The 22,107-nt window shown below is 69.1% G+C and carries 22 protein-coding genes and 2 pseudogenes; 9 read left to right on the top strand and 15 right to left on the bottom strand.

Annotated elements, in window-relative coordinates; all coding sequences use genetic code 11:
• Positions 1-36: 36 nt before the first annotated feature.
• The 6 genes from OG900_09385 to OG900_09360 form a co-directional block, all read right to left on the bottom strand.
• Positions 37-1,257 (bottom strand): acyl-CoA dehydrogenase family protein, encoded by a 1,221-nt coding sequence (locus OG900_09385; protein ID WUH90288.1) that lies wholly within the window; start codon positions 1,255-1,257, stop codon positions 37-39.
• Positions 1,258-1,335: 78 nt separating this feature from the next.
• Positions 1,336-1,881 (bottom strand): GAF domain-containing protein, encoded by a 546-nt coding sequence (locus OG900_09380; GenBank protein WUH90287.1) that lies wholly within the window; start codon positions 1,879-1,881, stop codon positions 1,336-1,338.
• Entirely contained in the window at positions 1,878-2,513 is a 636-nt protein-coding gene (locus OG900_09375; protein WUH90286.1) for an ATP/GTP-binding protein, read from the bottom strand. Before OG900_09375 ends, OG900_09380 begins: the two co-directional genes overlap by 4 nt.
• Complete coding sequence (locus OG900_09370) at positions 2,510-2,881, bottom strand: DUF742 domain-containing protein (GenBank protein ID WUH90285.1); 372 nt, start codon at positions 2,879-2,881, stop codon at positions 2,510-2,512. The genes OG900_09375 and OG900_09370 overlap by 4 nt, the downstream gene beginning before the upstream one ends.
• Position 2,882: 1 nt before the next feature.
• Positions 2,883-3,335, bottom strand: coding sequence for a roadblock/LC7 domain-containing protein (locus OG900_09365; protein ID WUH90284.1), 453 nt, complete (start codon positions 3,333-3,335; stop codon positions 2,883-2,885).
• 62 nt (positions 3,336-3,397) lie between these two features.
• The gene (locus OG900_09360; GenBank protein ID WUH90283.1) at positions 3,398-5,155 is read right to left on the bottom strand and encodes an ATP-binding protein; all 1,758 of its coding nucleotides are present in this window, start codon (positions 5,153-5,155) and stop codon (positions 3,398-3,400) included.
• Between the two features lie 164 nt (positions 5,156-5,319).
• Here OG900_09360 and OG900_09355 point away from each other — a divergent pair, with 164 nt between their 5' ends.
• Positions 5,320-6,483 (top strand): helix-turn-helix domain-containing protein, encoded by a 1,164-nt coding sequence (locus tag OG900_09355; GenBank protein WUH90282.1) that lies wholly within the window; start codon positions 5,320-5,322, stop codon positions 6,481-6,483.
• 9 nt (positions 6,484-6,492) lie between these two features.
• Positions 6,493-6,936, top strand: a complete 444-nt coding sequence (locus OG900_09350) for a GNAT family N-acetyltransferase (GenBank protein WUH90281.1) — start codon at positions 6,493-6,495, stop codon at positions 6,934-6,936.
• Between the two features lie 188 nt (positions 6,937-7,124).
• Here OG900_09350 and OG900_09345 read toward each other — a convergent pair whose 3' ends face one another.
• The 5 genes from OG900_09345 to OG900_09325 all read right to left on the bottom strand — a co-directional run bounded on the left by OG900_09345 (position 7,125) and on the right by OG900_09325 (position 12,512).
• Positions 7,125-8,312 (bottom strand): hypothetical protein, encoded by a 1,188-nt coding sequence (locus OG900_09345; GenBank protein WUH90280.1) that lies wholly within the window; start codon positions 8,310-8,312, stop codon positions 7,125-7,127.
• Positions 8,313-8,452: 140 nt separating this feature from the next.
• A complete protein-coding gene (locus OG900_09340) occupies positions 8,453-9,571 on the bottom strand; it encodes a hypothetical protein (GenBank protein ID WUH90279.1) in 1,119 nt (372 codons plus the stop codon).
• 247 nt (positions 9,572-9,818) lie between these two features.
• On the bottom strand, positions 9,819-10,541 hold the full coding sequence (locus OG900_09335; protein ID WUH90278.1) for an SDR family NAD(P)-dependent oxidoreductase: 723 nt from the start codon (positions 10,539-10,541) through the stop codon (positions 9,819-9,821).
• Positions 10,542-10,545: 4 nt separating this feature from the next.
• Positions 10,546-12,120: a helix-turn-helix domain-containing protein gene (locus OG900_09330; protein ID WUH90277.1), complete on the bottom strand. Its 1,575-nt coding sequence runs from the start codon at positions 12,118-12,120 to the stop codon at positions 10,546-10,548.
• Positions 12,117-12,512, bottom strand: coding sequence for an ATP-binding protein (locus OG900_09325; protein ID WUH95683.1), 396 nt, complete (start codon positions 12,510-12,512; stop codon positions 12,117-12,119). The genes OG900_09330 and OG900_09325 overlap by 4 nt, the downstream gene beginning before the upstream one ends.
• Before the next feature lie 301 nt (positions 12,513-12,813).
• On the opposite strand from OG900_09325, the gene OG900_09320 reads away from it, so the two are divergent.
• Positions 12,814-13,692: a helix-turn-helix transcriptional regulator gene (locus OG900_09320; GenBank protein ID WUH90276.1), complete on the top strand. Its 879-nt coding sequence runs from the start codon at positions 12,814-12,816 to the stop codon at positions 13,690-13,692.
• On the top strand, positions 13,689-13,949 hold the full coding sequence (locus tag OG900_09315; protein WUH90275.1) for a DUF397 domain-containing protein: 261 nt from the start codon (positions 13,689-13,691) through the stop codon (positions 13,947-13,949). The genes OG900_09320 and OG900_09315 overlap by 4 nt, the downstream gene beginning before the upstream one ends.
• A 199-nt stretch (positions 13,950-14,148) precedes the next feature.
• Here the strand turns inward: OG900_09315 and OG900_09310 are convergent, their stop codons facing one another.
• The 3 genes from OG900_09310 to OG900_09300 all read right to left on the bottom strand — a co-directional run bounded on the left by OG900_09310 (position 14,149) and on the right by OG900_09300 (position 16,162).
• Complete coding sequence (locus OG900_09310; protein WUH90274.1) at positions 14,149-14,619, bottom strand: hypothetical protein; 471 nt, start codon at positions 14,617-14,619, stop codon at positions 14,149-14,151.
• A gap of 265 nt (positions 14,620-14,884) precedes the next feature.
• The gene (locus tag OG900_09305; protein WUH90273.1) at positions 14,885-15,784 is read right to left on the bottom strand and encodes a transposase; all 900 of its coding nucleotides are present in this window, start codon (positions 15,782-15,784) and stop codon (positions 14,885-14,887) included.
• A gap of 219 nt (positions 15,785-16,003) precedes the next feature.
• A complete protein-coding gene (locus tag OG900_09300; protein WUH90272.1) occupies positions 16,004-16,162 on the bottom strand; it encodes a hypothetical protein in 159 nt (52 codons plus the stop codon).
• 349 nt (positions 16,163-16,511) lie between these two features.
• Here OG900_09300 and OG900_09295 point away from each other — a divergent pair, with 349 nt between their 5' ends.
• From OG900_09295 to OG900_09280, 4 genes and pseudogenes are all read left to right on the top strand, one after another.
• The gene (locus tag OG900_09295) at positions 16,512-16,964 is read left to right on the top strand and encodes a lamin tail domain-containing protein (protein WUH90271.1); all 453 of its coding nucleotides are present in this window, start codon (positions 16,512-16,514) and stop codon (positions 16,962-16,964) included.
• 337 nt (positions 16,965-17,301) lie between these two features.
• Entirely contained in the window at positions 17,302-17,772 is a 471-nt protein-coding gene (locus OG900_09290; protein WUH90270.1) for a hypothetical protein, read from the top strand.
• A 368-nt stretch (positions 17,773-18,140) separates the two neighbouring features.
• Complete coding sequence (locus OG900_09285) at positions 18,141-18,863, top strand: hypothetical protein (protein ID WUH96088.1); 723 nt, start codon at positions 18,141-18,143, stop codon at positions 18,861-18,863.
• Positions 18,864-19,343: 480 nt separating this feature from the next.
• Positions 19,344-19,691 (top strand): annotated as a pseudogene (locus OG900_09280) (IS701 family transposase).
• 15 nt (positions 19,692-19,706) lie between these two features.
• Here OG900_09280 and OG900_09275 read toward each other — a convergent pair.
• Positions 19,707-20,417 (bottom strand): annotated as a pseudogene (locus OG900_09275) (IS256 family transposase).
• Positions 20,418-20,587: 170 nt separating this feature from the next.
• Between OG900_09275 and OG900_09270 the strand changes: the two are divergent.
• Entirely contained in the window at positions 20,588-22,072 is a 1,485-nt protein-coding gene (locus tag OG900_09270) for an ISL3 family transposase (GenBank protein WUH90269.1), read from the top strand.
• Positions 22,073-22,107: the final 35 nt, after the last annotated feature.

Below are 22,107 nucleotides of genomic sequence, written 5' to 3'. Positions count from 1 at the left end.
GAGATGCGTCACGACATGCGGCGGCGGGTCCGCGGGTCAGGCCGGCACGGGCTGGGCGCCGGCCTTGGGTCTGGTGCCGGGGAAGCGCTGCGACCACTGCGGGTGCTGGAGGCCGAGGGCGATCTCGCCGAGACGGTGGAGCTGGATGTCGCCGGTCCCGGCGGCGGGGTAGGGGTGCCAGGCGTCGCGGAACAGACGCTCCATGGGGTTCTCGGGAAGCAGCCCGGCGCCGGCCCAGATGTCCATCGCGGTGCGGGCGGAGTCCTTGAGCAGCTCGACGCCGGTGTGTTTGGCGTTCATCAACTGCTCATCGCACGCCGCCCCGGCGTCCAGCAGGCGGACGGCGTCGTAGCAGACGGTGCGGGCGGTGAGCAGCCGGGACCGTATCTCGCCGAGCTTGGCGCGGATGGTCGGCAGCTCGGCCAGCGGGGCTCCGTAACGGCGGCGGTCGCGGGCGAAGCCCACGGTGGTGTCGTGGATGGCCTGGTGGATGCCGAGCGCGACGGCGGTCAGGTTGGGCCGTCCATACAGGATGCTGGAGGAGTACGCGACGGCCATGCCGTCGCCTACCTCGCCGATCATGTTCTGCGCCGGTATCCGGCAGTTGTCCAGGACGACTCCGCCGAAGCTGAACCCGTGCAGGCCGAGCGCCGGGCGGTGCGGGGTCAGCGAGAGACCGGGGCGGTTGGCCTCGACCAGGAAAGCGGTCAGGCTCCGGCTGCCGGCGTCGCCGGTCCGTACGATCACGCCGTGGACGTCGCCGATGTGGGAGTTGCCGACGAAGACCTTCCGGCCGGTCAGGATCCAGGAGTCGCCGTCACGGTGGGCGGCGGCCTGCATGCCCAGCACGTGTCCGCCCGAATCCGGCTCGGTCACCGCGATGGTGGGCAGGCACGATCCGTCGGCGATGAGCGGCAGCCAGGTCCGCTTCTGCTGTGGGGTGCCGAAGTGGTCTATTTTGGCGACGCCGAGCTGGGATGCCTGGACCGCGGCGCCGACGGCCGCACTGACGCGGGATATCTCCTCGATGATGACGGTCTTGGCCTGGTGTCCGGCGCCCATCCCGCCGTGCGTGGTGTCGATGGTGGCGCCGATCCAGCCCTGTTCGGCGACGAGCCGGGGCAGGTCACGTTCCACAGCCCGGGTCTGTTCCATGTCCGGTACCCGGGGGGCGATGTGGGCTTGGGCGAAGTCGCGCACGAGCTGGCGAAGGCGGTGGTGCGGCTCGGCGCGGCGCGCCGGGGTCGGTGCTGTCACCGGGATCCTCCTGGAAGTGAGCTGCCTGCGGACAAGATGGGCCTGGCGGTGCCCCGCATCACCGCCCGTGACGTTTTGTCAGTGCGGGAGTTCGGCCGCGCGGGCGCGGATGACGCCCATGACCTGGTCGCGGGTGGCGTTGATCAGGGCGCGGTTGGTCTGGCCCGTTTCCTGGGGCAGCGCTTCGGGGCCGATGAAGCAGACCGTGCCGAGGGTGACGCCGGACTCGTTGTGGATGAGCGGCGCGCCGCAATAGGTGCGCACCCCGAGGCGGTCGACGACCTGGTTGCTGCGGAAGCGAGGGTGGGAGCACACGTCGGGCAGGATCAGCGCGACGGGGCGATCCAGGACGTCAGGGCAGTAGCCGTGTTCACGGGACATGGTGCGCGCGACCGGCGGGGCGCCCGGCGCCACGAACAGCCCGGCGAAGCGCTGCTGGTCGGTGATGAAGTTGACCATGGCCCAGGGCTGACCGGCCGCCTCGCCCAAGGCCCGTGCGATGGCGTCCAGCTCGGGAACGGACTCGGCGTCGAGACCGAGGTCTCGCAGGACGGCGGAGCGGTGGTGCTGGTCGGGGTCCGGGGCGGTGACGTGCAGACCGGAGGAAGGGTCGAAGACGGTCATACGGGCGCTCCGAGACGGGAGGGGGAAGAAGCGGTCAGGCCGGTCAGGGCGTGGTCGACCAGGGCGGCCAGAGCGGCGGTGGCCGAGGTCCGGTCGCGGGCGTCACACAGCACGACGGGCACCTGCGGGCGCAGGTCGAGGGCACTGCGGATCTCGCCGGGGGTGTAGCGGTAGCGGGAGCCCTCGAATTGGTTGACGGCCACCACGAAGGGGAGCTGGAGCGCCTCGAAGTGGTCGATGGAGGGGAAGCTGTCGGTCAGCCGGCGGGTGTCGGCCAGGATCACGGCGCCGATGGCTCCCTGAGTCAGCCCGTCCCAGACGAACAGGAAGCGTTCCTGGCCAGGTGTGCCGAACAGGTACAAGGTCAGGTTCATGCCGGGGTGCGGGATGGTGATACGCCCGAAGTCCACGGCGACCGTGGTGGTGGTCTTGGTCTCCACGCCGGCCAGGTCGTCGGTCGCGCTGCTGGGAAGGGTGAGGACCTCCTCGGTGGTCAGCGGCCGGATCTCGGAGGCCGCCGAGACGAACGTGGTCTTGCCGACGCCGAATCCTCCGGCGACGATGATCTTGACGGCTGCTACGGGCGGCCGGTCGGCGGTGAGCACCGCGGGTCCTTCCTGATATGGGTTCATGCCTGCCGCAGCCTGGCCAGGATGTGGCGCAGGACGGCCGGGTCGCTTCCGGGATTGCTTGCCGAAGGCGGCGCGATCAGCGCTCCGGTGTCCAGCAGGTCGCCGATGAGGACCTTCGCCGCCCACACCGGCCGCCTGATCGCAGCGGCGATCTCCGCGACGGACACGCTGCGCCGGCCACAGGCCGCAACGACCTGCCGCGCCTCGGCGGAGACCGGCTGCGCGCTGGCCGTGCCGGGCATCAGCTGGGTCTCCAGATGGAGTTCGTATCTCACCCGGGTGCGGCCCCCGGTGATCGCGTAGGTGCGCGGCTCCTGCGGCGACGGCTCGGCTACGGAGGCGGTCGTGCTGCTCTGGGAGAGCGGCATGTCACCGCTCACCCCCGGCGGCCTGCGGGGAATCGTCGCGTGCAGGGGTCGCCAGGTGGGCGCGGACGCTGTTGACGAGCACGGTCATCTCGTGGCCGGTAAGCCCGGGGTCGGCATCCAGACTGGTGATGACGGTCAGCAGGGTTCCCGCGGCGGCGCTCATGGAGAAGATCCGGTTGGTGTCGGTCTCGAAGAACGCCTGCCGCAACGTGGTCTGGCGGTCGAGCCCGATGGCCTTGCCGATTCCGAGTCCGAGGGAGTGCATGCCGGCCGCGACCGCGGCCAGCCGCTCGGCACTGGCCTCGTCGAGGCCGATCTTGCCCAGGGCCAGGCCGTCGGTGGTGGCCAGTTCGGCCACCAGCACGCCGGGCACAGCCTCCTTCAAGCGGTCCAGCAGGAAGGTCACGTCGCCGAGGCGGTCAAGGAAGGTCGAGGCGTGCGCGGTGCCGGGCATCGGGACTCCATAGGGTGTCGGGGCGGGTGCGCGCTCGGCGCACGGGAGAAGAGGGAAAGGGGTCACGGCCTGGCGGGATGCGGGGCGTCCGCAGCGCCGTCTGCGGGAGCGGGGCTGTCGCCTGACCGCTGAGCGCCGTGGAGGAAGGCGCCGACCAGATGGGCGGTGGCGACCGGACCGCTACCGGCAACAGGTTCAGGCCGCTCGGGCGGCGCGGTCCCGGCCGGGGCGCGGTGCCGGCGTGGCAGACCGGGGCGGTGCAGTCCGTCGCGCTGGGCCGGATCATGCTGGACTTCCGTCCTGCCCGCCGCGTCCCGCCGGGGCAGGCCGGGCCGCTGGTCCGGGCCGGGCAGCGGCGGCACCGACGCCAGCTCCGGGGCGGCTGTCGGCACCGCGGCCGGGCCGGTGCGGCCCGGCGAAGCCGAATCACCAGAGCCGAGGCCAGCGCCGTCTTCCGCCGGGTGGAGCAGCAGTTTCGGAGGGACGACAACCACCGCCTGGGTGCCCTGTCCGGCGGCGGGCTGGAGCGTGATCTTCAGTCGGTACTGGCGTGCCAGTTTCGCGGTCACCAGCAGCCCGATCCGCCCCTCGGCCAGCCGGGTGCGCACCATGACGGGGTCCGGATCGGCCAGCAGGTCGTTGAGGACCCGCAGGTCCTCGGCGGGCATGTGCAGGCCCTCGTCCACAACGGTGATCACCAGACCGGAGGCTTCGAGCGCACTGGCCAGGTGGACGTCGACCCGGCTGAAGCGGGTGGCGTTCTCCAACAGGGCCGCCAGGATGTGGATCAGTGCCGACCGCGCATAGGCGCTGACCTGGACGGGCGCCACCGTGCCGATCCGGACCCGGCCGTAGTCCTCGATCTCCGCGGTCGCCTGCCGCAGGATCCCGAACACGTCCGAGGGATCGCCGCTTTGCCGCAACTGGCCGCTGGCCAGGACCTGGACGGCTTCCACGTCCCGGCGGATCTGGACGACCTTGTGGTCGACCCGCAGCAGGGACTGCAGCGAGTCCGGGTCCTCAGTCGAGCGCTCCAGCCGGTCCAGTTCGACCAGAACACGGTCCGAGCGTGAGCGCAGGCGCGTGGCTATCCCGGCGAAGACGTTCAACTCCACTTCTGCGGTGCCGGTGTTCGCCGCCGCGGCCTGGACGATGGCGTCCAGCACGTGGTGCCGCAGCAGCATCAGGTTCCGGTCGAGCTGGTCGAACCGTCCCGGCGCTTGGGCCGGCAGGGCCGGGAAGGCGGGCCTGGCAGGAACCCGGCCTTGCCGCACCTCGGCCAGCAGCACGGTGACGCCGTCGAGGATCTCGTCGACCGACCGCCGGTAGTGATCGATCCAGGCGCCGGCAAGGTGACGGAAGTCCCGGTCGTTGGCGGTGTTCAGTGACGCCGCTTCCCGGTGGGCAGCGGTCAGGGCGGCATGGGAGTCCCGCAGGACACCGACGGCCCCGTCCAGGGAGGAGGCCGTCCGCTCCCAGAACTCCGCCGCACGGTGCTGGGCTTCGCCATCGTGGGCGGTCCCGGCGTTACGGCCGGCCTCGGTGCGTGCCAGGGCGCCGGCCACCACACGGGCCCCGCGGCGCAGTGACGCCACAGAGCCGATCATCGCGCCCACCACGACAAACCCCGCCAGCGGAGCGTGCATCGGGTGCCCGATCGCGGCGCAGCCGGCCCACGCCACCGCAGGTGCCGCGGTCCACGCCAGTACCGGTCCGACCACGTGATGGCGGACCAGCAGCGCCACGTCGGCGCCGACGGCGGGGGCACCGTCACCCGCTCGGCCGGGCGGGACGCGGTGGCGGACGGAACGAGGGGACATCACATACCTCGGAAGGTGTCAGGGGAAAACGACGACTTGTTCGGTGTCGCTGCGAGTGATCGCTTATGGCGTCTAGCGTCACGGGTGTGGCCGCTTGGCCACAGACCGATGGCGTCCCCGGGCGTCCCCAACCGTGGGGACACCCGGGACAGGGGAGGCAGCCGGTGAACGACAGCGACTTCGGTGCCGCGCTGCGACGGCTGCGTGGAGCCCGGTCCATCAGGGACGTGTCCGCCCTGTCGGCCGTCAGCAAGACCCAGATCAGCTACCTGGAATCGGGAGGACGAGCCCCCAGCGGCACCGTGGCCGCAGCCCTCGACCAGGCGCTCGGCGCCGGCGGCGAGCTCATCGCGCTTGCCGCCCTGGACCCGCAGCAGGCGGCAGGTGAACAGGCGGACCGGCTGCACTGGGGCATCGCGGAGTCCTTGGCTGCGGCCGGGCCGATGACCGACGCGGGCGTGGAGGACTGGGAGTACACCGTCGCTCGGCACGGCAAGGCCACCCGCTGGCGGCCCGAAACGGACCTTCTCCATGAGCTGCTGGCCGACACCGCCGACCTGCAGCGTGTCCTCAAGCACCGCCATACCCCGCCCGCCCGGCGCCGTCTGACGACCTGCCTGGCCCAACTGGCCGGCCTGATCGCTCTGACCCTGCTCAAGGCCGGCGACCCCGGGGCCCGCGACTGGTGGAGGACCGGACGCGCCGCCGCCAGCGCGGCCGACGACCGCGCCACACTGAGCTGGATCTACGCCCAGGAGGCGTACCAGCTCTACTACGACGGCGACATCGTCGGTGCACTCGAACTCGCCGGCCGCGCCCAGTACGTCGCAGGCGGACTGCCCTGCGCCGGACCCGCGCTCGCCGCCCCCCTGGAGGCCCGCGCCCACGCCCTGCTCGGCCGCCCCGACCACGCCGCCGCAGCCCTTACCGCCGGCCAGACGGCACTGGACCGCCTCGATCCCGACCTGCAGATCGCCAGCGCCCTTGGCTACACCCGGGAGAGCCTGCACTTCCACGCCGGGGACGCGCTGACCCACCTCGCCGACACCGACCGGGCCCGCGACGAACTCCACCGCGCCCTGGAGCGGTATCCCGCAACCGACCACACCGACCGCGCGCTCATCGGCCTCGACCTCGCCGCCTGCCACGCAGCCGACGGCGAACCGGACGCCGCCGCCGCGCTGGCTATGCAAACCGTCACGGCGCTGCCCACCGGGCACCGCTCCGCGCTGATCATCTACCGTGCACGTCAGGTGGCCGCTACGGTCCCGGAAGGAGCCGGACGGCAGGCGCTGCGCCAAGCACTCGCCCTGCCCCCCGCCGAATAGGAGCCAGCAGTGCACGTGGAACGGGCGACGGAAGCCGACACCCAGACGATCTCGGAGATCCTCGGCGAAGTGGAGGCGTACTACGGCGGCAACAACACCCCCGCCGACCAGACCCAGATCCGCACCGCGCTGTTCGGCGGCGGCCCCGCCGCCACCGTGCTGCTCGCCCGCGAAGGCGACACCGTCCTCGGACTGGCCTCCTTCAGCCTGCTGTGGCCGGCCGCCGGAGCGGAATCTTCGCTGTACTTGAAGGAACTGTTCGTCCGCGAAAACGCCCGGCGCCGAGGAGTCGCCCGACAACTCATGGCCGCAGTACGCGCCGAGGCCGATACCGCCCGATGCACCCGGGTCGAGTGGACCGCCGACCGCGACAACCCACCCGCCCTCGCGCTCTACCAGGCACTCGGCTTCCAGCAGCACAACGGCAAAGCCTTCTACCGCTGGGAAGCGTGAACCAACGCAACCGGCATCCGGGGAGGAGACGCAGGCACGAGCCGACGCTCCATGCTTCCGGAACGCCCGGGGCCCTTGGCGACGGTGACCCGCATCGTGATGGATCTTTCCGCCCCAGGGTGACTGGGGCGCGCCGAGGCAGCCGACCTTCCAGACCACAGGACTCACAGCATTCTTCTTGGGGGCGATCACGAGGCGGCCTCCACCACGGCAGCCAGCGCGTGCCGCAGCACCGGTTCTGGGATCAGCCGGGCCGAGAACGCCCCGGCCAGCTGGTGCATGATGCCCAGCACCGCAGCGGCTTTCGTGCGCAGGACTCCGGCGTGCTCGGGGAGCGGCAGGTCGGCGGGGGTGGTGAGATAGGTGGACATGATGTTGGCGGTGTCCATAGCCCACAGCCGCAGCAGATTCCGAAGTGCCTGGTCGCGGAGGCCGGGGAAGCGGTCGGCCTGCTGCTGGGCGAAGTCGGCGAAACCTTGTGCGGCCTGCTCCGCGACGGTTCGGCCGGGCTGGGCCGCGAGCAGCACGAGGACGCAGCGGGATAGGAGCTGTGCGGGGTCGGCCAGTGGGGTGTCCCGGGTCAGGGCGGGGGACAGGAAGACCGGCTCCGTGCCGGGCCTGCCGGGATACAGGACGTGCTCGGGAGTCAGGTCCCCGTACACCACTGTCGTCAGCGCTCGCCCGAGCCCGACGGCGGCCGAATCGCCGGTACCGAGCCTGCTGACCACCGCTTTCAGCACAGCGGTCGCGGCCGGGTGGTCGGCGTGCAGCGACGCCAGGTACTCCGGCGCCGAGACGCCGGCGAACTTGCGCTGGAACGTGGCGTGGACCCCCCGATCGATGGGGGCACCGATGACCAGGCGGCTGGTGGACTTGCGGCGCAATCCGTCCAGCCGTTCCAGCACGCACGCCATCAACGGCCCGCTGGCCTGGGGTGAGTTCAGCAGCATGTCGGCCAGTGAGAGGCCGGGGACGGCCTGGGTGAACAGGACGCCGCGGCGGTAGTCGAGAACGGGCGCGACCTGGGGCCTGCGGCCCCGGTGGAGCACCGCGAGTTGCGCGGCCTCGCGTTCCAGCGGACTCCCAGGGGTGCGAGCGTATGCGTACTGGGCGGCCTGTATGTGTGCCCGGGTGCCCGCCGCACCGCGCAGCAGCGAGACCAGCGACATCCCCAGCAGCGAGACCTTGGCGTACACCACCTGCTCGCCGACCAGCATCCTGCGCACGTACCCGGTGACGCTGGGCACGCCGGCGCCGAACTCCAGCGCCGCACCCGGCCACAGCGCCTGCGCGGCGGTGATGATCTGCTCGTCGGCGAAGCGGGCCACCTCCGCCATGGTCGGCAGCGCGCCGACCGAAGGTGCTGCTGTGCTCATGGAGGCTGTCCTGTCGCGTAGAAGAAGAGGAAGGACGAAGAAGAGTGGGACGGCCCCTGACCGCGGGTCGGGGAGTTAGCCGCAGTAGGGGACGGCCTCTATGGCTTTGCGGCTGGAGCAGTTGGTAGCCCCATCGGGCTTCAGGTCCCGGGCAGGCGTAAGGGCTGCGCAGGCAGTGGGGCGGCGGTAGTTGCCGCATAAGAATGTCGGTGCCGAATTCCGGCCGTAATGCCGGTGAGGGCTGCGACGGTTGCCTCGTGGACTCCCGTAGCGGCGGAGAAGGTGAGTGTGATTACGTCGGCGCTGGAATTGATCTTGACTACTGTGCTGCCAGCGGGCTCGGTGGTTCTCCGGGCGTTTTCATCCGGCTCCGTGATATGTGTGAGGAAAGGCGCCCTGCCAGTCAGATTGGCGGCGATGTTCCCGATTTCACCTTGGAGTCCTGCGTGCGCCATGTCGATCAGGGCATTGGTCGTCTGGCCCGGGGCGGTGAGGGTGAGATGCAGCGTCAGACGATCCGTTGAGGCGGATTCGGTATGGAGTCCGTGGTATTCGCTGTGGATGGTGGCAGCCAGGTGGTGGAGGACGTGGTTGTCGCAGGCGGTCAAGGGGTCGCGGTGAGCGAATGTGGCGGTGACCAACTGGCCATTGCGATCTGGGGCGTGGAGGGAGGGGGCAGTGCTGATGCTCTCGACGGGCAGGTCGGCGTGGCGCAGGAGGGAGCACAGGTGGACCAGAACAGCATCGAGGCCGCTGTCGTCCGGGCTTGCGGCCCCGGTGAGCCGGAGTTGGGTCTCCACGGCAACGGTGACGCGGACCCCGTACGCCTCCAACCGGGCGATGAGGCGTTCCAGGAGGTGACGCGGAGATTCTGGGTGCACCCGGCCCTTGCTGGTGCATGCGTCCGCGAGGGCTACGGCGGTGCCCGGACTCCAGGTGGCAGCACGTAGAGTGCTCAGGTCAACGGCCAAGTGGCTGGCTTCGAACTGCTTCGCCTGCTGCTGCCTGGGACCGCTTGGCCGCAGCAGGTGAGCCGGCGGCAGGACGACCGCGCTGGAAGTGTGGACGGCGGCCAGGAACCGGGTGGCCGGAATCGGGTGGGCTCGCCAGCTGGCGTCGGACGTCGGACCCAGCACGGTGACCGTTGCCAGGTCGCCGCCGGCGAGACGCTCGCGCAGGTTGGCAAACGCTTCCGGAATGGGTGACGTCGAGCGGGTCTTGTCGAAGCCACTGGGGGCTGGGCCCTGGGCGTGCGTCACGGTGACCTGCCTGCGGTGGTGGCGGAGAGGGGCCCCGAACCGGGTACCGCCGCACAGGCGTGTCCCGCCAGTGCCGGTATCCGGCTCAGCCTCACGGGCGTGCGCGCCCGTGCCCCTTGGGGCTGCCTCCGGAACCGGGTGGGACCAGCCGGCGGCTGGGTCCCAGATCACCAGGTGAATGCGCACTGTGCCAGGTCGGACACTGTGGGCTCTACGTAGGCTCTTCGTGTCCGCGCTGGTCAGATCGTCACCAGTCGAGAGGTTCACGACCGTGGAAGAAGCCGCCGCTTGGTCCGTCGTCAGGCAGCTGGCTCAGCCACAGCATGCCGTCGGCCGCCTCGGCGGCGGTGTACTGCGGGGTGCCGTAGCCCATCCGGGTCCTGACGGTGCCCGGGGAGGCGCTGTTCACGAGGACGTTTTCGTCCCGGGTTTCTGCCGCGAAGATGCGGGTGAGTCCGTTCACGGCGGTTTTCGAGATCCGGTACGCAGCGCTGCCCGGGTCCTGGACGCCGGCCAGGCTGCCCATGTGGCTGCTGACGTTCGTGATGCGCCCGTACCCGCCGATGCGCATCAGCCGGACGGCTTGTTTGCAGCATCGCCAGGTGCCGAGCACGTTGACGTTGAGGGTGGCTTCGGCGGTTTCGATGTCGGTCTGGGACGGCTTCTGCCCTCGGTCGATGGCGATGCCCGCATTGTTGATCAGGACGTCGAGCCTGCCGAAGTCTCGTTCGACATCTGCGAAGGCGCGGTTGACGCTGGCGGGGGAGGTGAGGTCCAGTTCTCCGGGATGCACATCGAGTTCGTCTTCCCGGAGCGCGGATGCGGCGGCCTCGGCGTCGGAGAGGCGGCGAGCGGTGAGGACGACGGTCATACCGCGGCGGGCGAGACCTGCAGCCAGGGCGTATCCCAACCCGCGGTTGGCTCCGGTGACGACGGCGATACGCGGTTGCGGGTTGCTGGAGGAATCCACCGCCCTATGCGACCAGATCGCGCAGCCGTTCGTCTACCGCACGCGCGGCAGGGTGGTCGCGATGGCGGGCCAGTTGTTCGCGCACGCCCTTCATCAGGGCCTGGTTGCGGGCAGAGGCGGTGCTGGCTGCAGCTGAGATGCCGGATGTCTCGTCGGACAGAAGATCGCAGGCGCGGTCGAGGTCTCCCATGGTGAGTGCCGATCGGCACAGCCACAACTGGTAGGTTGCCCGGTCTCGCGGCCTTGAGTCGGGCTGGCTGGACAGTGCAGTCTCCAGCAGTCCTACCGTGCTGGCATGGCGGCCCAGGATCTGGTGCGAGGCGGCGGTCTGCGCGGCGAGCTCACCCGGTCCGAAGTAGGAGGCTTGCGGGGGATGGTCGTCGCGGTCCAGCGAGCGTTCCATCAGGTCGGTTGCTTCGCAGAGCCGGGCCTGGCAGGCAGTAGCGTTTCCCAGGACGGCCTCGACACGGGCCTGTCGCGTGGCGACCATCGCCTGCACACGAAGCGGACTTTGTGCGGCTGCCTGGCGGCCGGCCGCCAGGAGGCGCTGAGCGTCTTCGGGCCGCTCCGACTCGATCAGGAGCAATGAGAAAGTTTTGATCGTGTTCGCTGCGGCGGAGGCATCCCCGGTCTCGCGCGCGGCACGCAGGGCGGCCACGAAGTACGTCTCGGCGGCGGCGCGACGGCCGGCGTCAAAGGCGGCCCAACCCCCGAGGCGGCTGAGTTCGGCGGTGACCTTCAACAGCCGTAGCCGTGCGGAACAGCCGAGCGGCCAGTTCAGCATCTGCCGCGCGGTCGCCAACTCGGCGCTGATGCCGGCCAGCACGACGCCTCCGCCATAGAGGTTCTCTTGGTGCCGGAGCAGGGGGAGCCGTGACTCGAATGTCGTGACAACATCGTCAGCCGAGCCGGTCTCGGCGCCTTCAGGCAGGACGCCGGGCACGCGTGGTGCTGCTGTGCCCAGGCGTTCAGCCATACCGGCCAAAGCGGCCGAACTGATCGTGAGGAACCCGCGCCGGTCCATCGCCGCCTCGCCGGTTGCGTCCAATGCTGCGAGGACGCCGCGCAGGTTCCAGGGTGAATCGACGTCGGCGCCGTCAGTTCCAGGTAACCACGTCGGCCACGGTCGTGCCAGGACCACGGATTCTTGTACGCCCAGGAGCTGGGCCAGCGCCAGCTGGCTTGGCCGGTCCGGGACCACTCCCCAGTGCTCCCAGCGCCAGATCTTCTGCCGGTCGTCGGCGCCGCCGAGGATTCGGGCAAGGAGCCGCGCCAGGTCGCGCAGAGTCCATCCCTGGGCACGGCGGAGAGCAGCCAGCGGATGCTCGCCTGTGGGTGGCACGGACTGAGCCTCCAATCCGAGGAGCCCTCGCCCGGCTGCCAGGTCGTCCAGCAGCGCTCGCGCACGGGAACACAGCTCCACTGGCATCTTCCGGCGTCCGGTCTCGTACTCCGACAGCCGCTGGGCGCCGATCCCGAGCTGTGCGGCGAACTGGCGCAGCGAGATGCCGGCTGCTGTCCGGCGACCGCGCAACTCCAGCCCACGCTCCTTCGCTTCGACCGCGCCGCCTTCGGTCATCGGATCCTGCCGAACAGCGCCCAGACGCAACTGCCCTTGCCAGAACCGGACTCCGGCGGTGTCCAGCCCCAGCCGAGGCTGAGCGCGTCTACCAGCGACAGTCCCCGCCCGCGTTCAGCCTCGTCGCCCGCGAATGCCAGCCTGGGGGAAGTGGCCAGGTCGGTGGGCACCAGCCACTCGTGAACCTCCACTCTCACCTCGTCGCCGCACTGGGCCAGGCGGCAGACGACCACGCCGCACGAACCGTGGATCACAGCGTTGGCGACCAGCTCGCTCACGCCCAGTGCGCAAGTCGCGGCAGGGCTGTCGGCGACGCCCCAGCTTTCCATGAGGTCCACTGCCCAGTGCCGGGCGACTGGGGCCGACTTCGGCAGCCCGGGCAGCACACACATCCTCTGATGCTGTGTCTGCGCTGCTGCCGTTCGCATGATCGTTGTGGCCATGAAGTGCGCCTTCCAGACGGGCGGACCGGACAGCAGCCTGGGCCAGGGGCTGCGCGCCGTGCGATCTCCCCGGATGGAGGCAGGCGGGGTACCGGCGCGATCCTTGGCATATGCCACGCAGGGCCACGGCTTTGCCACTTGCTGTGACTCCACGTCAGCATGCCTGCCGTAGGGCCGTTCTGGCAATGTGACTGGTCAAATTGACTGACGCAGGTTGTTCGAGATCGGAGCAGACGGCACACTGGCAGCCATGGCGCAGTCGAAGAGCACGGTGCCGGCCTCTGTGCCGCGGCGGGAGCTAGGCCAGATGCTCAAAGAGCTGCGTGCCGCCGCAGGGCTGACCTTGGCCGAGGCGGCCGGAAGGGTCGGCGTAGACCATGGCCACCTGAGTCGGGTCGAACGGGCGACGCGCGGCATCTCGGAGGACCTGCTCACCAGACTGCTCAACGATTGCTATGCCGACCTGGTGACCGCCGCAGACCGGGAAAGGGCGTTCGAACTCCTGCGCTCCGACACGGCCGAGGAGAATCCCTATAAACGACACAGCAGTCTGCTGGCGCCGACCCAATACGGGGGCTACCTCAAATTCGAAGCAGGTGCCTCCGCGCTGCGCGCATACGAACTGGCCCTGGTCCCCGGGCTGGTGCAGACGGAAGAATACGCAACCGCGGTCATCCGGGACATGCGGCCCGACCTCAGTTCGCAGCAGGTAGCCACCCTGGTCGGCATCCGACGCCAGCGACAAGAACGATTGATTGGCGCCGGCAAGACCTTCCACGCGGTCATCGACGAGGCTGCACTCCGACGACCGATCGGTCCCCCCGGCCTCATGAAGCGCCAACTGAGGCGGCTCATCGAGGTGGTTGAACACCCATCGGTCTCCGTAGGCTTCCTCCCGATGGAAACGGGTTGCCACGCCGGCCTGTACGGCTCTTTCATGATCATGGACTTCCCTGAGCCCACTCCGAGCGTGGTGTGGGTAGAAGGGCTGGCGGAGTCGACGTACTTCGCGAAGCAGGAGCACGTGGACGTCTACTGCAAGGCGTTCGACAACCTCTGGCAGCGGGCTGTCCCGTTCGCTGCCGATCTCGATCGATTCGAGAAAGTGATCAAGGAGTCACATTCGTGAGCAGTGCCACCCCGGGCAAGTCCCCGCAGCCGGCCAAGCCGACCGCAGCGGAGCTTGACCTCGCCGCCGTCGAATGGCGGCGCACCTCCTTCACGGGCGGGAACAACAACTGCGCAGAGTTCGGCCGTGCCGGTGATTTCATTGTGTGGCGCGACTCGAAACGCCCAGAGCAGGAGCCGCTGGTATACACCCAAGCGGAAGTGAAGGCCCTCATTGACGGCGCGCGAGCCGGCGAGCTTGATTATCTGATCGACTGAGCCCTGTCTGCTTCCGGGCGGAGCGGTTGGCATGACGTCACCATCGGCTTCCCAGAGAGGGGCTGGGAACAGCCCGCACCACGGCGATGAGACCACGGTCGCGCTGCCGTGCTGCGGGCGAGAGCAAGTGGGCCCAAGCTTAACCTGCCGTCCGTCAGACGGCACCAGCAGTCAGTGTGCGAGTCCCACTGTCGAGGGCTCAGCGTAGATGTGCTCGTTCATCGATGCTGTGCGTCGGGGTGCCCAGGAAGACCTCGAGTGACGCAGGACAGTAGGCGACATTGAACGTGTCAAGCCGGTAGGACCACGGCCCACCCCATGTGCCCACGAACCGGTAGTTGATCTGCCACTGCAACCATTGCCCGGGAGCAAGCCGGAGCGCTGGTGGCCGCCGGTTGCGCCGCGGTATGCCGAAGATGGTCGTTTCCGGCCGGTGCACTCGCAGCAGCCCGTCCGACTCCTTGAGAACCAGCCCGGGATCCGACAGATCCTGCACACTCGTATGCGGCACGAAGGAGTCCGACTCCTGCATGGAGACATCGTGCAGTGGCAACGTTAGGCCGGTCGGCAGAGTGAACACGATCGGAGCCGCGTTGCGGTTCGCGGCTCCAGTGCCACCCCGCGACGCCTTGGTCCAAGACGTGCGCACCCTCTGAACAACGACTCTCATGGATTGATCATCGGGTACTTGGCTGTAACGCGGCCACCGTGTTTGTGCCCGCCAAAGCTGAGCCTGCTCTCCGAGGCTTGGTGCCCTTCTTGTGGTGAGCGGCCGGGCGTATGCCTCGCCGGCGGCCAGGACTCTGCCCACCTCGTAGCGGGCGGCGGGCCGCTGATTCTTCGAGTCGGGCGGCCGGCCTGGGCCGGGGCGGGTGGGTTTCGGTGCACCAGCGGGCGAGCCGGGAGGCTGTCGCGCGGCTTGTCCCGCTCGGAAGTCAAGAGCGCGATTTTGCGGTGCTGGCGAGGATATTGCTGAGGTTGTGGACGGTGCCGAGGAGCTTGATCTCGGTGTCAACCGTTCGACGGCCTCGGTAGTTGAGGTGCCGGCCGAACCGCTGGAAGAACTGGGCGAAGCCAGGTTCGACGAGGGTGCTGCGCTGGCGGTACTGAGCTCGGCCGGTCGGGGTCGCCAGGCGGTCGGCCATGGCCTGTTGGGCTGCCGGGGCGGTCTGGCGCTTCGCGGGGAAGCCCCCTTGGTCGGCCTCGCTGGTGACCGAGACCAGCAGGGGCAGGTCGGCCAGCTGTTCGAACGAGGTGGTGCTGGCGTATCCGCTGTCCGCGAGCCAGAGCCCGATGTCGTCCGGCAGTCGTGCCGCGCGCTGGTTCTCCTGCGTCTTCCTGACCATCGGGATCAGTGCAGTGCGATCCGACGGGTTGTCGTGCAGGTCGACGGCCAGCAGGACCTGGAGGCGGGCGCACACAATCTGCACGTTGTATCCCTGCAGGTAGCCGCCGTGTTTGCCCAGATGTAGGCGCGAGTCCGGATCGGTCAGGTTGGCGACGGCGGTCGGGGAGGGCGCCGGCTCGGGGCTGCGGGCCCGTTCCAGGGGGGCGAGTGCCTTCGTGAGTCGGACCCGCTGCCGGAGCAGGACCGTCTTGTGCTCCATGGGCACGGGTGGCCGCCCGTTGGCTGCTCGGCGCCCCGCCGCCCGGTCGGCTTCGGTCCGTGCCTGGTACTTCCTCAGTTTCTCCTTGTGGGCTGCCGTCTCCGCGGCGAGCCGCTTGCGTGCCCGGGCCACTATGCGTTCGGCGGCCTCGGGCTTGATCTTGATCTCGTTGGCGGACGGCAGGGATCGCTGGTAGATCGTGTCCCGGGGCCGTACGATCCCGGGCAAGCACATTGCACAGACGCGACAGCTCCGGCCAGTCGTCACCCCGTGGCTCGCCGTCGGCGTCCGTGGTGTCGCCGGTCTCGACACGGCAGGCGTGCTCACCGGCGCCGTCCATGAGTGCGTTGATCTCGTCCTCGCAACGGGCGATGACGGTTTGGAGGCGCATCAACTGCTTGTTGGAGTCGCGGGAGGCGTTCGCGTCCGTTGGCGAGCCGTCCACAGCTACCGCCGCCACATCGACCAGCCATAACGGCCGCACAGGGCCGGCACCTGCACGAACAGCTGGCTCAGTGCCTCGTGGTGACGTTGGACGAACCGCGCGACGGTGGAGTGGTCCACTACGCGGTTCGCGGTGATGATCCGGCAGCCGAGATCGTCCAAGCAAGCAACGTGTTCGGAAGTCCAGTTCGAGGTGGTCGATATCGGTCTCCTCCTCCTCGGGGTCACGGGCACGGAGGCCTTCTATGCGCACGGTGGCCGGCGTGCTTCCCGTTAGGAGACGATGTCGAAGGGCCGCTCTTGTGGCTGAGGGCAGCAGGGGGATCATGCCGAACCCGGCCGAGCTGGCCCGCGGCTGAGGTGCGGCCATGAGCCAGGTCGGACGTGGGGGCTGGTGCACGGTGGCCCCTTGATCGTCCTGATTTGGTAACACTGTCCCTGCTGGTCGGATGTGTCCCTACAGTGGGCGGTCTGCCGGGCACGGGCCCGGCGACGAACCAGGGGAAATCTCATGCACTACACGCGTACCGCTGCCGTACTGGCCGCATCCGGCGCTGCCGTCCTCGCAATGGCCGTCGCCCCGGCGCAGGCCTCGGCCGGCTCGGTCCACCTTTACAAGGTCTACTACAACAGCCCCGGCACGGACACCCGTTCGGGTGCGAGCCTGAACGCCGAATACGTGCAGATCAAGAACACCACCGCGAAGAGCGTCTCCCTTCGGGGGTGGACTCTCACCGATGCCTCCGCCCACAAGTACACCTTCGCCGCCTACACCCTCGGCGCGGGCAAGACCGTCACCCTCCACACCGGCAAGGGCGCCAACAGCACCAGCAACCGGTACTGGAGCAGCGGCAACTACATCTGGAACAACGACAAGGACACCGCCACCCTCAAGACCCCCACCGGCGCCAAGGCCAGCACCTGCTCCTACAACAGCACCAAGGCCAGCTACAAGATGTGCTGACCCCGCCCGCCCGCAGCCCCTGCGGCCGAAGGGCGACGCTGCGACAGGCACTCATGAGGCTTCCGCGCCAAGCCCGGGTCCGCCCGCCTGACGGACCCGGCGCCACCGTCGCCGCCTTCGACGCCCACCACCTGGCGATGGCCGACCCCGGGGCAACGAGTGCTGCGTCGCGGCCGGCCCGGCCGACTCCCGGCCGGATGGCCCCCGGGGAACGCGGCCCGGGCGGCGGACCGGAATGGGGTCTACCGCTATGCGTCAGGAGACGTTCATCCGGGGGCCGTCAGCCGTCAGCCGTCAACAGCCGCCAGATTTAATCTGGATGCCGAAGTTTTCAGTCATGAAACTTCGCAACCTGCGTACTGCCGCCACCGCGTCGCTCGGGATCGCCGCCGCCGTCGCCGCCACTGTCCTCGCCGCCCCGCAAGCGCAAGCCGCCACTACCTACTGGCAGTTCAAGGCTCTGTCCACCGGCACCTGCCTGGCCGCGGGGACGACCGGCGTCGTCTGGGCCGGCACCTGCAGCGGCAGCATTTACCAGCAGTGGGACTTCATCAACAACCCCGCGGACAGCACCGGCTACGACGAGCTGAAGAACCGGGGCACCGGCCTCTGCCTGCTCACCAACAACCTCAACACCGTCAACGGCATGGCGATGCAGACCTGCAACGGGTCCACCGGAGAGCAGTTCAGCTACAACGGGAGTTCGGGAGCCTTCACCGACTGGTGGGGCAAGAACCTGCGAGCCGAGAGCGGGGGGCAGGTCTACGCCGGTACCGAACTGGCCTACTGGGACGGCTGGCACAACTGAGACCGGCTGGTGGGAGTCGGAACCACCGAGGTGTCCGGCTCCCCGCAGCCCGAGGCGGGCGGTGCGTCACCGGCAGATGCCTGCCACGGCACTAAAGGTTGTTGCAGAAGGGTGGGTGTGGGCAGGTCGGTGTGTCGGTTGACCTGCTGGTTTCACCCCCCAAGGCGAGGTTGTGCATAGTGGCGACGGCCTTGTGAGCGTTCACGTTTTTCCCCATCTCGGGCGGTTTGAGCGTCATGTAATTCCCCATCCCGACTTCTCCTAATTGGCCATGGGTACGACGGAGTTCGGGATCGAGGGACCTGGTCATCGCGGAGGCGTGTGGGCGGCCCTGGGCCTGTGGTTCGGAAGGCCGATGGTCAGCGCGGATGGCAAGGAGAACGTTCGTCGTGGTCGACATCACCGAGATTTACGTCCACTGGTACGCGGGCCGCTCCAAGAGCGAGCTGGCCGCGTCGCTGGGGGTGGACCGCAAGACGATCAGGAAGTACCTGGAGCCGGCGGAGGCGTCCGGGATCACGCCGGGCGGGCCGCCGATGCGGGAGGCCGACTGGGCCAGCCTGATCAAGAGCTGGTATCCCGAACTCGCCGACCGGCGGCTGCGGCAGATCACCTGGCCCGACATCGACCAGCACCGCGACTACATCAAGAACCTGCTGGGAACGGTGACCGTCTCCACGATCCACCAGCGCCTGCGGGACGAGCACAAGCTGGACGTGTCGATCTCCTCATTCCGCCGCTGGGTGCATGCCACGCTGCCCGATGAGACGACAAGGTCGCAGGTCACGGTCTTGCGCGATGACGTCGAGCCCAACGCGCTCTACCGGCTCCGCGCCGCCCAAGGGATCCTGGGGCTGAAGAAGAAGTACGGCGACGCGAGGCTGGAGGCCGCCTGCGCGAGGGCCATCGCGGTCGGAGATCCGTCTTACCGGACCATCAAGGGCATCCTGGTCGCCGGCACCGAGACCGATCCGGAGCCCGAATCGAGCGGGGACGCGGGAGCCGCGGCCTTCCTCGACACCCAGGTTGCCCCCGTTGAGGACGGCGTTTTCCAGGTCCGCACGGAGCTTCGGATCGGCTTGGGACCATAACCAGGACACCGAGGGTGGCGCGATGAAGGTCAGGTCGGCGGTCTCGCTGCCCGAGCGGACGCGTGCTGCGCTGTGCCCATGTCGTCCGGCTATGGCTGCAGCCAGGTGCCGGGCTGTGACCTCGGCACCCCACTGCAGTCCCATGGCGCCCAGTACGTCCCTGGAGCCAGCCCAGACGGCGTTCACCCGGCGGGTCGGCGGTTTCTGTGGTTTCCGTAGCCGAGAGAACTTCGGCGGTTTCGGTGGCCGAGCGAAGTGCAGGGGTGACCGCTCGAACTGCATGGCGAGGTTAGCGTCGGTATCGGCGTTAGCCGCGGTGAGCATACGGACCGTTAACACGCTGTGCATGCCTCTCTCTTCGCCGGAGCGAAGAGGTTACCGCCCGCCCCAACCCGGGGGCGATCCCTGCAGGGCCCGTGGCGTGCTGGCCGAGGGCGCGCCTGGGGAGGACGCACCCCTCGGCGGGTGCCCGCACCGCCGGCCGGAACCCGGTGGGCGATCGAGGAAACCTTCCAGGCCGCCAAGGACGAATGCGGCCTGGACCAGTACGAAGTCCGCCGCTACCGGGGCTGATACCGGCACATCACCCTGGCCATGCTCGCCCACGCCTTACTCGCTGCCACCGCCGCCCGCCGGTGCAAGGGGGGCAGCAGAAACGGTTCCGGCGCCCTGGCACCGCTCACCGTGGCAGAAATCCGGCGGCTCCTGGCAACTGGCGCTCCCCAGAACCCGCACCTCCGGGACCCCGGCCACGCACTGAACTGGTCCAGATGGCGACGCCACCACCAGGCAACCGCCCGCCGCGGGTCTGTCCAGCGACTGGTGTAACTGGGTTTGTGTGGGTTAGCGGCGGCCGATGGAGAGTCGGCCGTCGAAGGCGATGTCGAAGGCTTGGAGTGCGGGCTTCCATCGCATGGTCCAGCGTTTGCGTCCCTGGCCGGTGGGGTCCAGGCTCATGACGGCCATGTAGACGCACTTCAGGGCGGCTTGCTCGTTGGGGAAGTGACCGCGGGCGCGGACGGCCTTGCGTATGCGGGCGTTGACCGACTCGATGGCGTTGGTGGTGCAGACGACCCTGCGGATCTCGGCGTCGAACTGGAGGAAGGGCACGAACTCGGCCCAGGCGTTCGACCAGAGCCGCACGATCGCAGGGTATTTGGTGCCCCATTCCTCCTGGAATTCCAGGAACCGCTCTTCGGCCGCGTCGACGGTGGGTGCGGTGTAGATCGGCTTGAGCGCGCGGGAGATCTTGTCCCAGTCCTGGCGGGCCGCGTAGCGGAACGAGGCCCGCATGAGGTGCACGACGCAGGTCTGCGTGATCGTCTGCGGCCAGACCGTCCCGATGGCGTCGGGCAGGCCTTTCAGTCCGTCGCAGACGACCATGCAGACGTCCTCGACACCGCGGTTGCGGATCTCGGTCAGTACTTGGAGCCAGTATTTGGCTCCCTCGCCGCCGTCGCCGGCCCACAGGCCGAGGATGTCGCGGGTGCCGTCGACGGTGACTGCGAGGGCGACGTAGATCGGCCGGTTGGCGACCTGCCCGTCGCGGACCTTGGTTCTGTCGACGATCTTGTGATGCGGACGGCGAAGCGTCAGGCCGTCGTGGTTCGCGATCATGCACCGCGTGTTCTCGTGATCTCTTGCAGCAGTTGTTCCCGCATCTATCCGCGCTTGTCGTCGACGAGGTCGAACGAGGCTCAGCTGCCGTGGTGTTGAGGGCACGGGTGGCTGTGGAGGGCGGCTGGTGCCGGTGCGGGCAGTGGTCTGGTCGGGTCCACGGCCGCTATGTCCGTAGCCTTCGAGACGTTGCAGTGGGCGGCGTCGGTGTGATCGTTGAGCTGCAGGTTCGCCGATTTCGATGCCGGAACCCGGCTTGTCCGGCGGTCACGTTCGCCGAGCAGGTCCAGGGCCTGACCAGGCCGCACAGTCGCTTCACCCCGTTGCTGCTCGGGCTGCTGGCGCGGATCGGGCTCGCCCTCGCCGGCCGTGCTGGAGCCCGGCTGACGGCGGTCTCGGGCATTGCGACCGGCAGGGACACCCTGTTGAGGCTGGTCAAAGCCCTGCCAGAGCCAGACGTCGGAGCCGTGGAGGTGCTCGGCGTCGACGATTTCGCGTTCCGCAAGGGCCGCCACTACGGCACCGTGCTGATCGACATGGCGACCCATCGCCCGCTTCACCTCTTCGACGGCCGGGAGGGTGAGGACCTGGCCGCCTGGCTGCGGCAGCACCCCGAAGTCCGGGTGATCTGCCGGGACCGCTCCAGCGGCTACGGCGAAGGATCGCGCCAGGGCGCCCCGCAGGCCGTGCAGGTCGCCGACCGTTTCCACCTGTGGCAGAACCTGTGCCAGGCGGTCGAGAAGACGGTCAGCGTGCTCCAGCCGCACCTGGCCGAACCGGCCCAGCAACCCGCACCCGACGGACTCGAAGCTGAGCCGGACACCATCAAGCCCCACCCCGAACTGAAGATCGTGGCCAGGCTCGAAGCCCAGCACGCGGCAGCCCACGAGTTGTGGGCTCAGGGGCTGTCCAAGGCAGCGATCGGCCGCAAGCTCGGCCTGCACCAGGCGACGGTCCGCAAGCTCGTCAACGCCGCCACCGTCGAGGAACTGACGGCGAAGACCCTGCAGCGCGCTCACCTGGTCGATCCCTACACCGGCCACCTCCACCGGCGCTGGAACGAGGGCATCCGCAACGCAGCCCAGCTCTTCCGGGAGATCCAGCAACTCGGCTACCCCGGCGGCGAACTGGCGGTCCAGCGGCACCTGCGGCGCTACCGTTCACACCGCGGCCACATGCCGGCCCCAGGCCCCAAGCCCCCGTCGGTCCGCGAGGTCACCACGTGGATCACCACCCACCCCGACCACCTCGACGGCGCGAACGCGGACAGGCTCGCCGTCCTCCGGTCCCGCAACAAGGATCTCGACAGGCTCACCTGCCACGTCCGGGCGTTCGCGATGATGCTGACCCACCGCGAAGGCGACCACCTCGACGAGTGGATCCACACCGTCGAAACCGACAGCCTCACCCCGATCGCGTCGTTCGCCCGCAACCTCCGCCGTGACCACGACGCCGTCCGCAACGGGCTGACCCTGCCCTACAGCTCCGGCGCAGTCGAAGGGAACATCAACCGTCTCAAGATGCTCAAACGGCAGATGTTCGGACGCGCCGGCCTCGACCTCCTGCGCAAGCGTGTCCTCCTCACCCGATGAACGCACCCAGCCACATCACAAGATCGTCGACAGAA

Source organism: Streptomyces sp. NBC_00433, assembly GCA_036015235.1.
In the GTDB taxonomy this organism is placed as follows: Bacteria; Actinomycetota; Actinomycetes; order Streptomycetales; family Streptomycetaceae; genus Actinacidiphila.
This window is presented reverse-complemented; position numbering and strand designations above follow the sequence as displayed.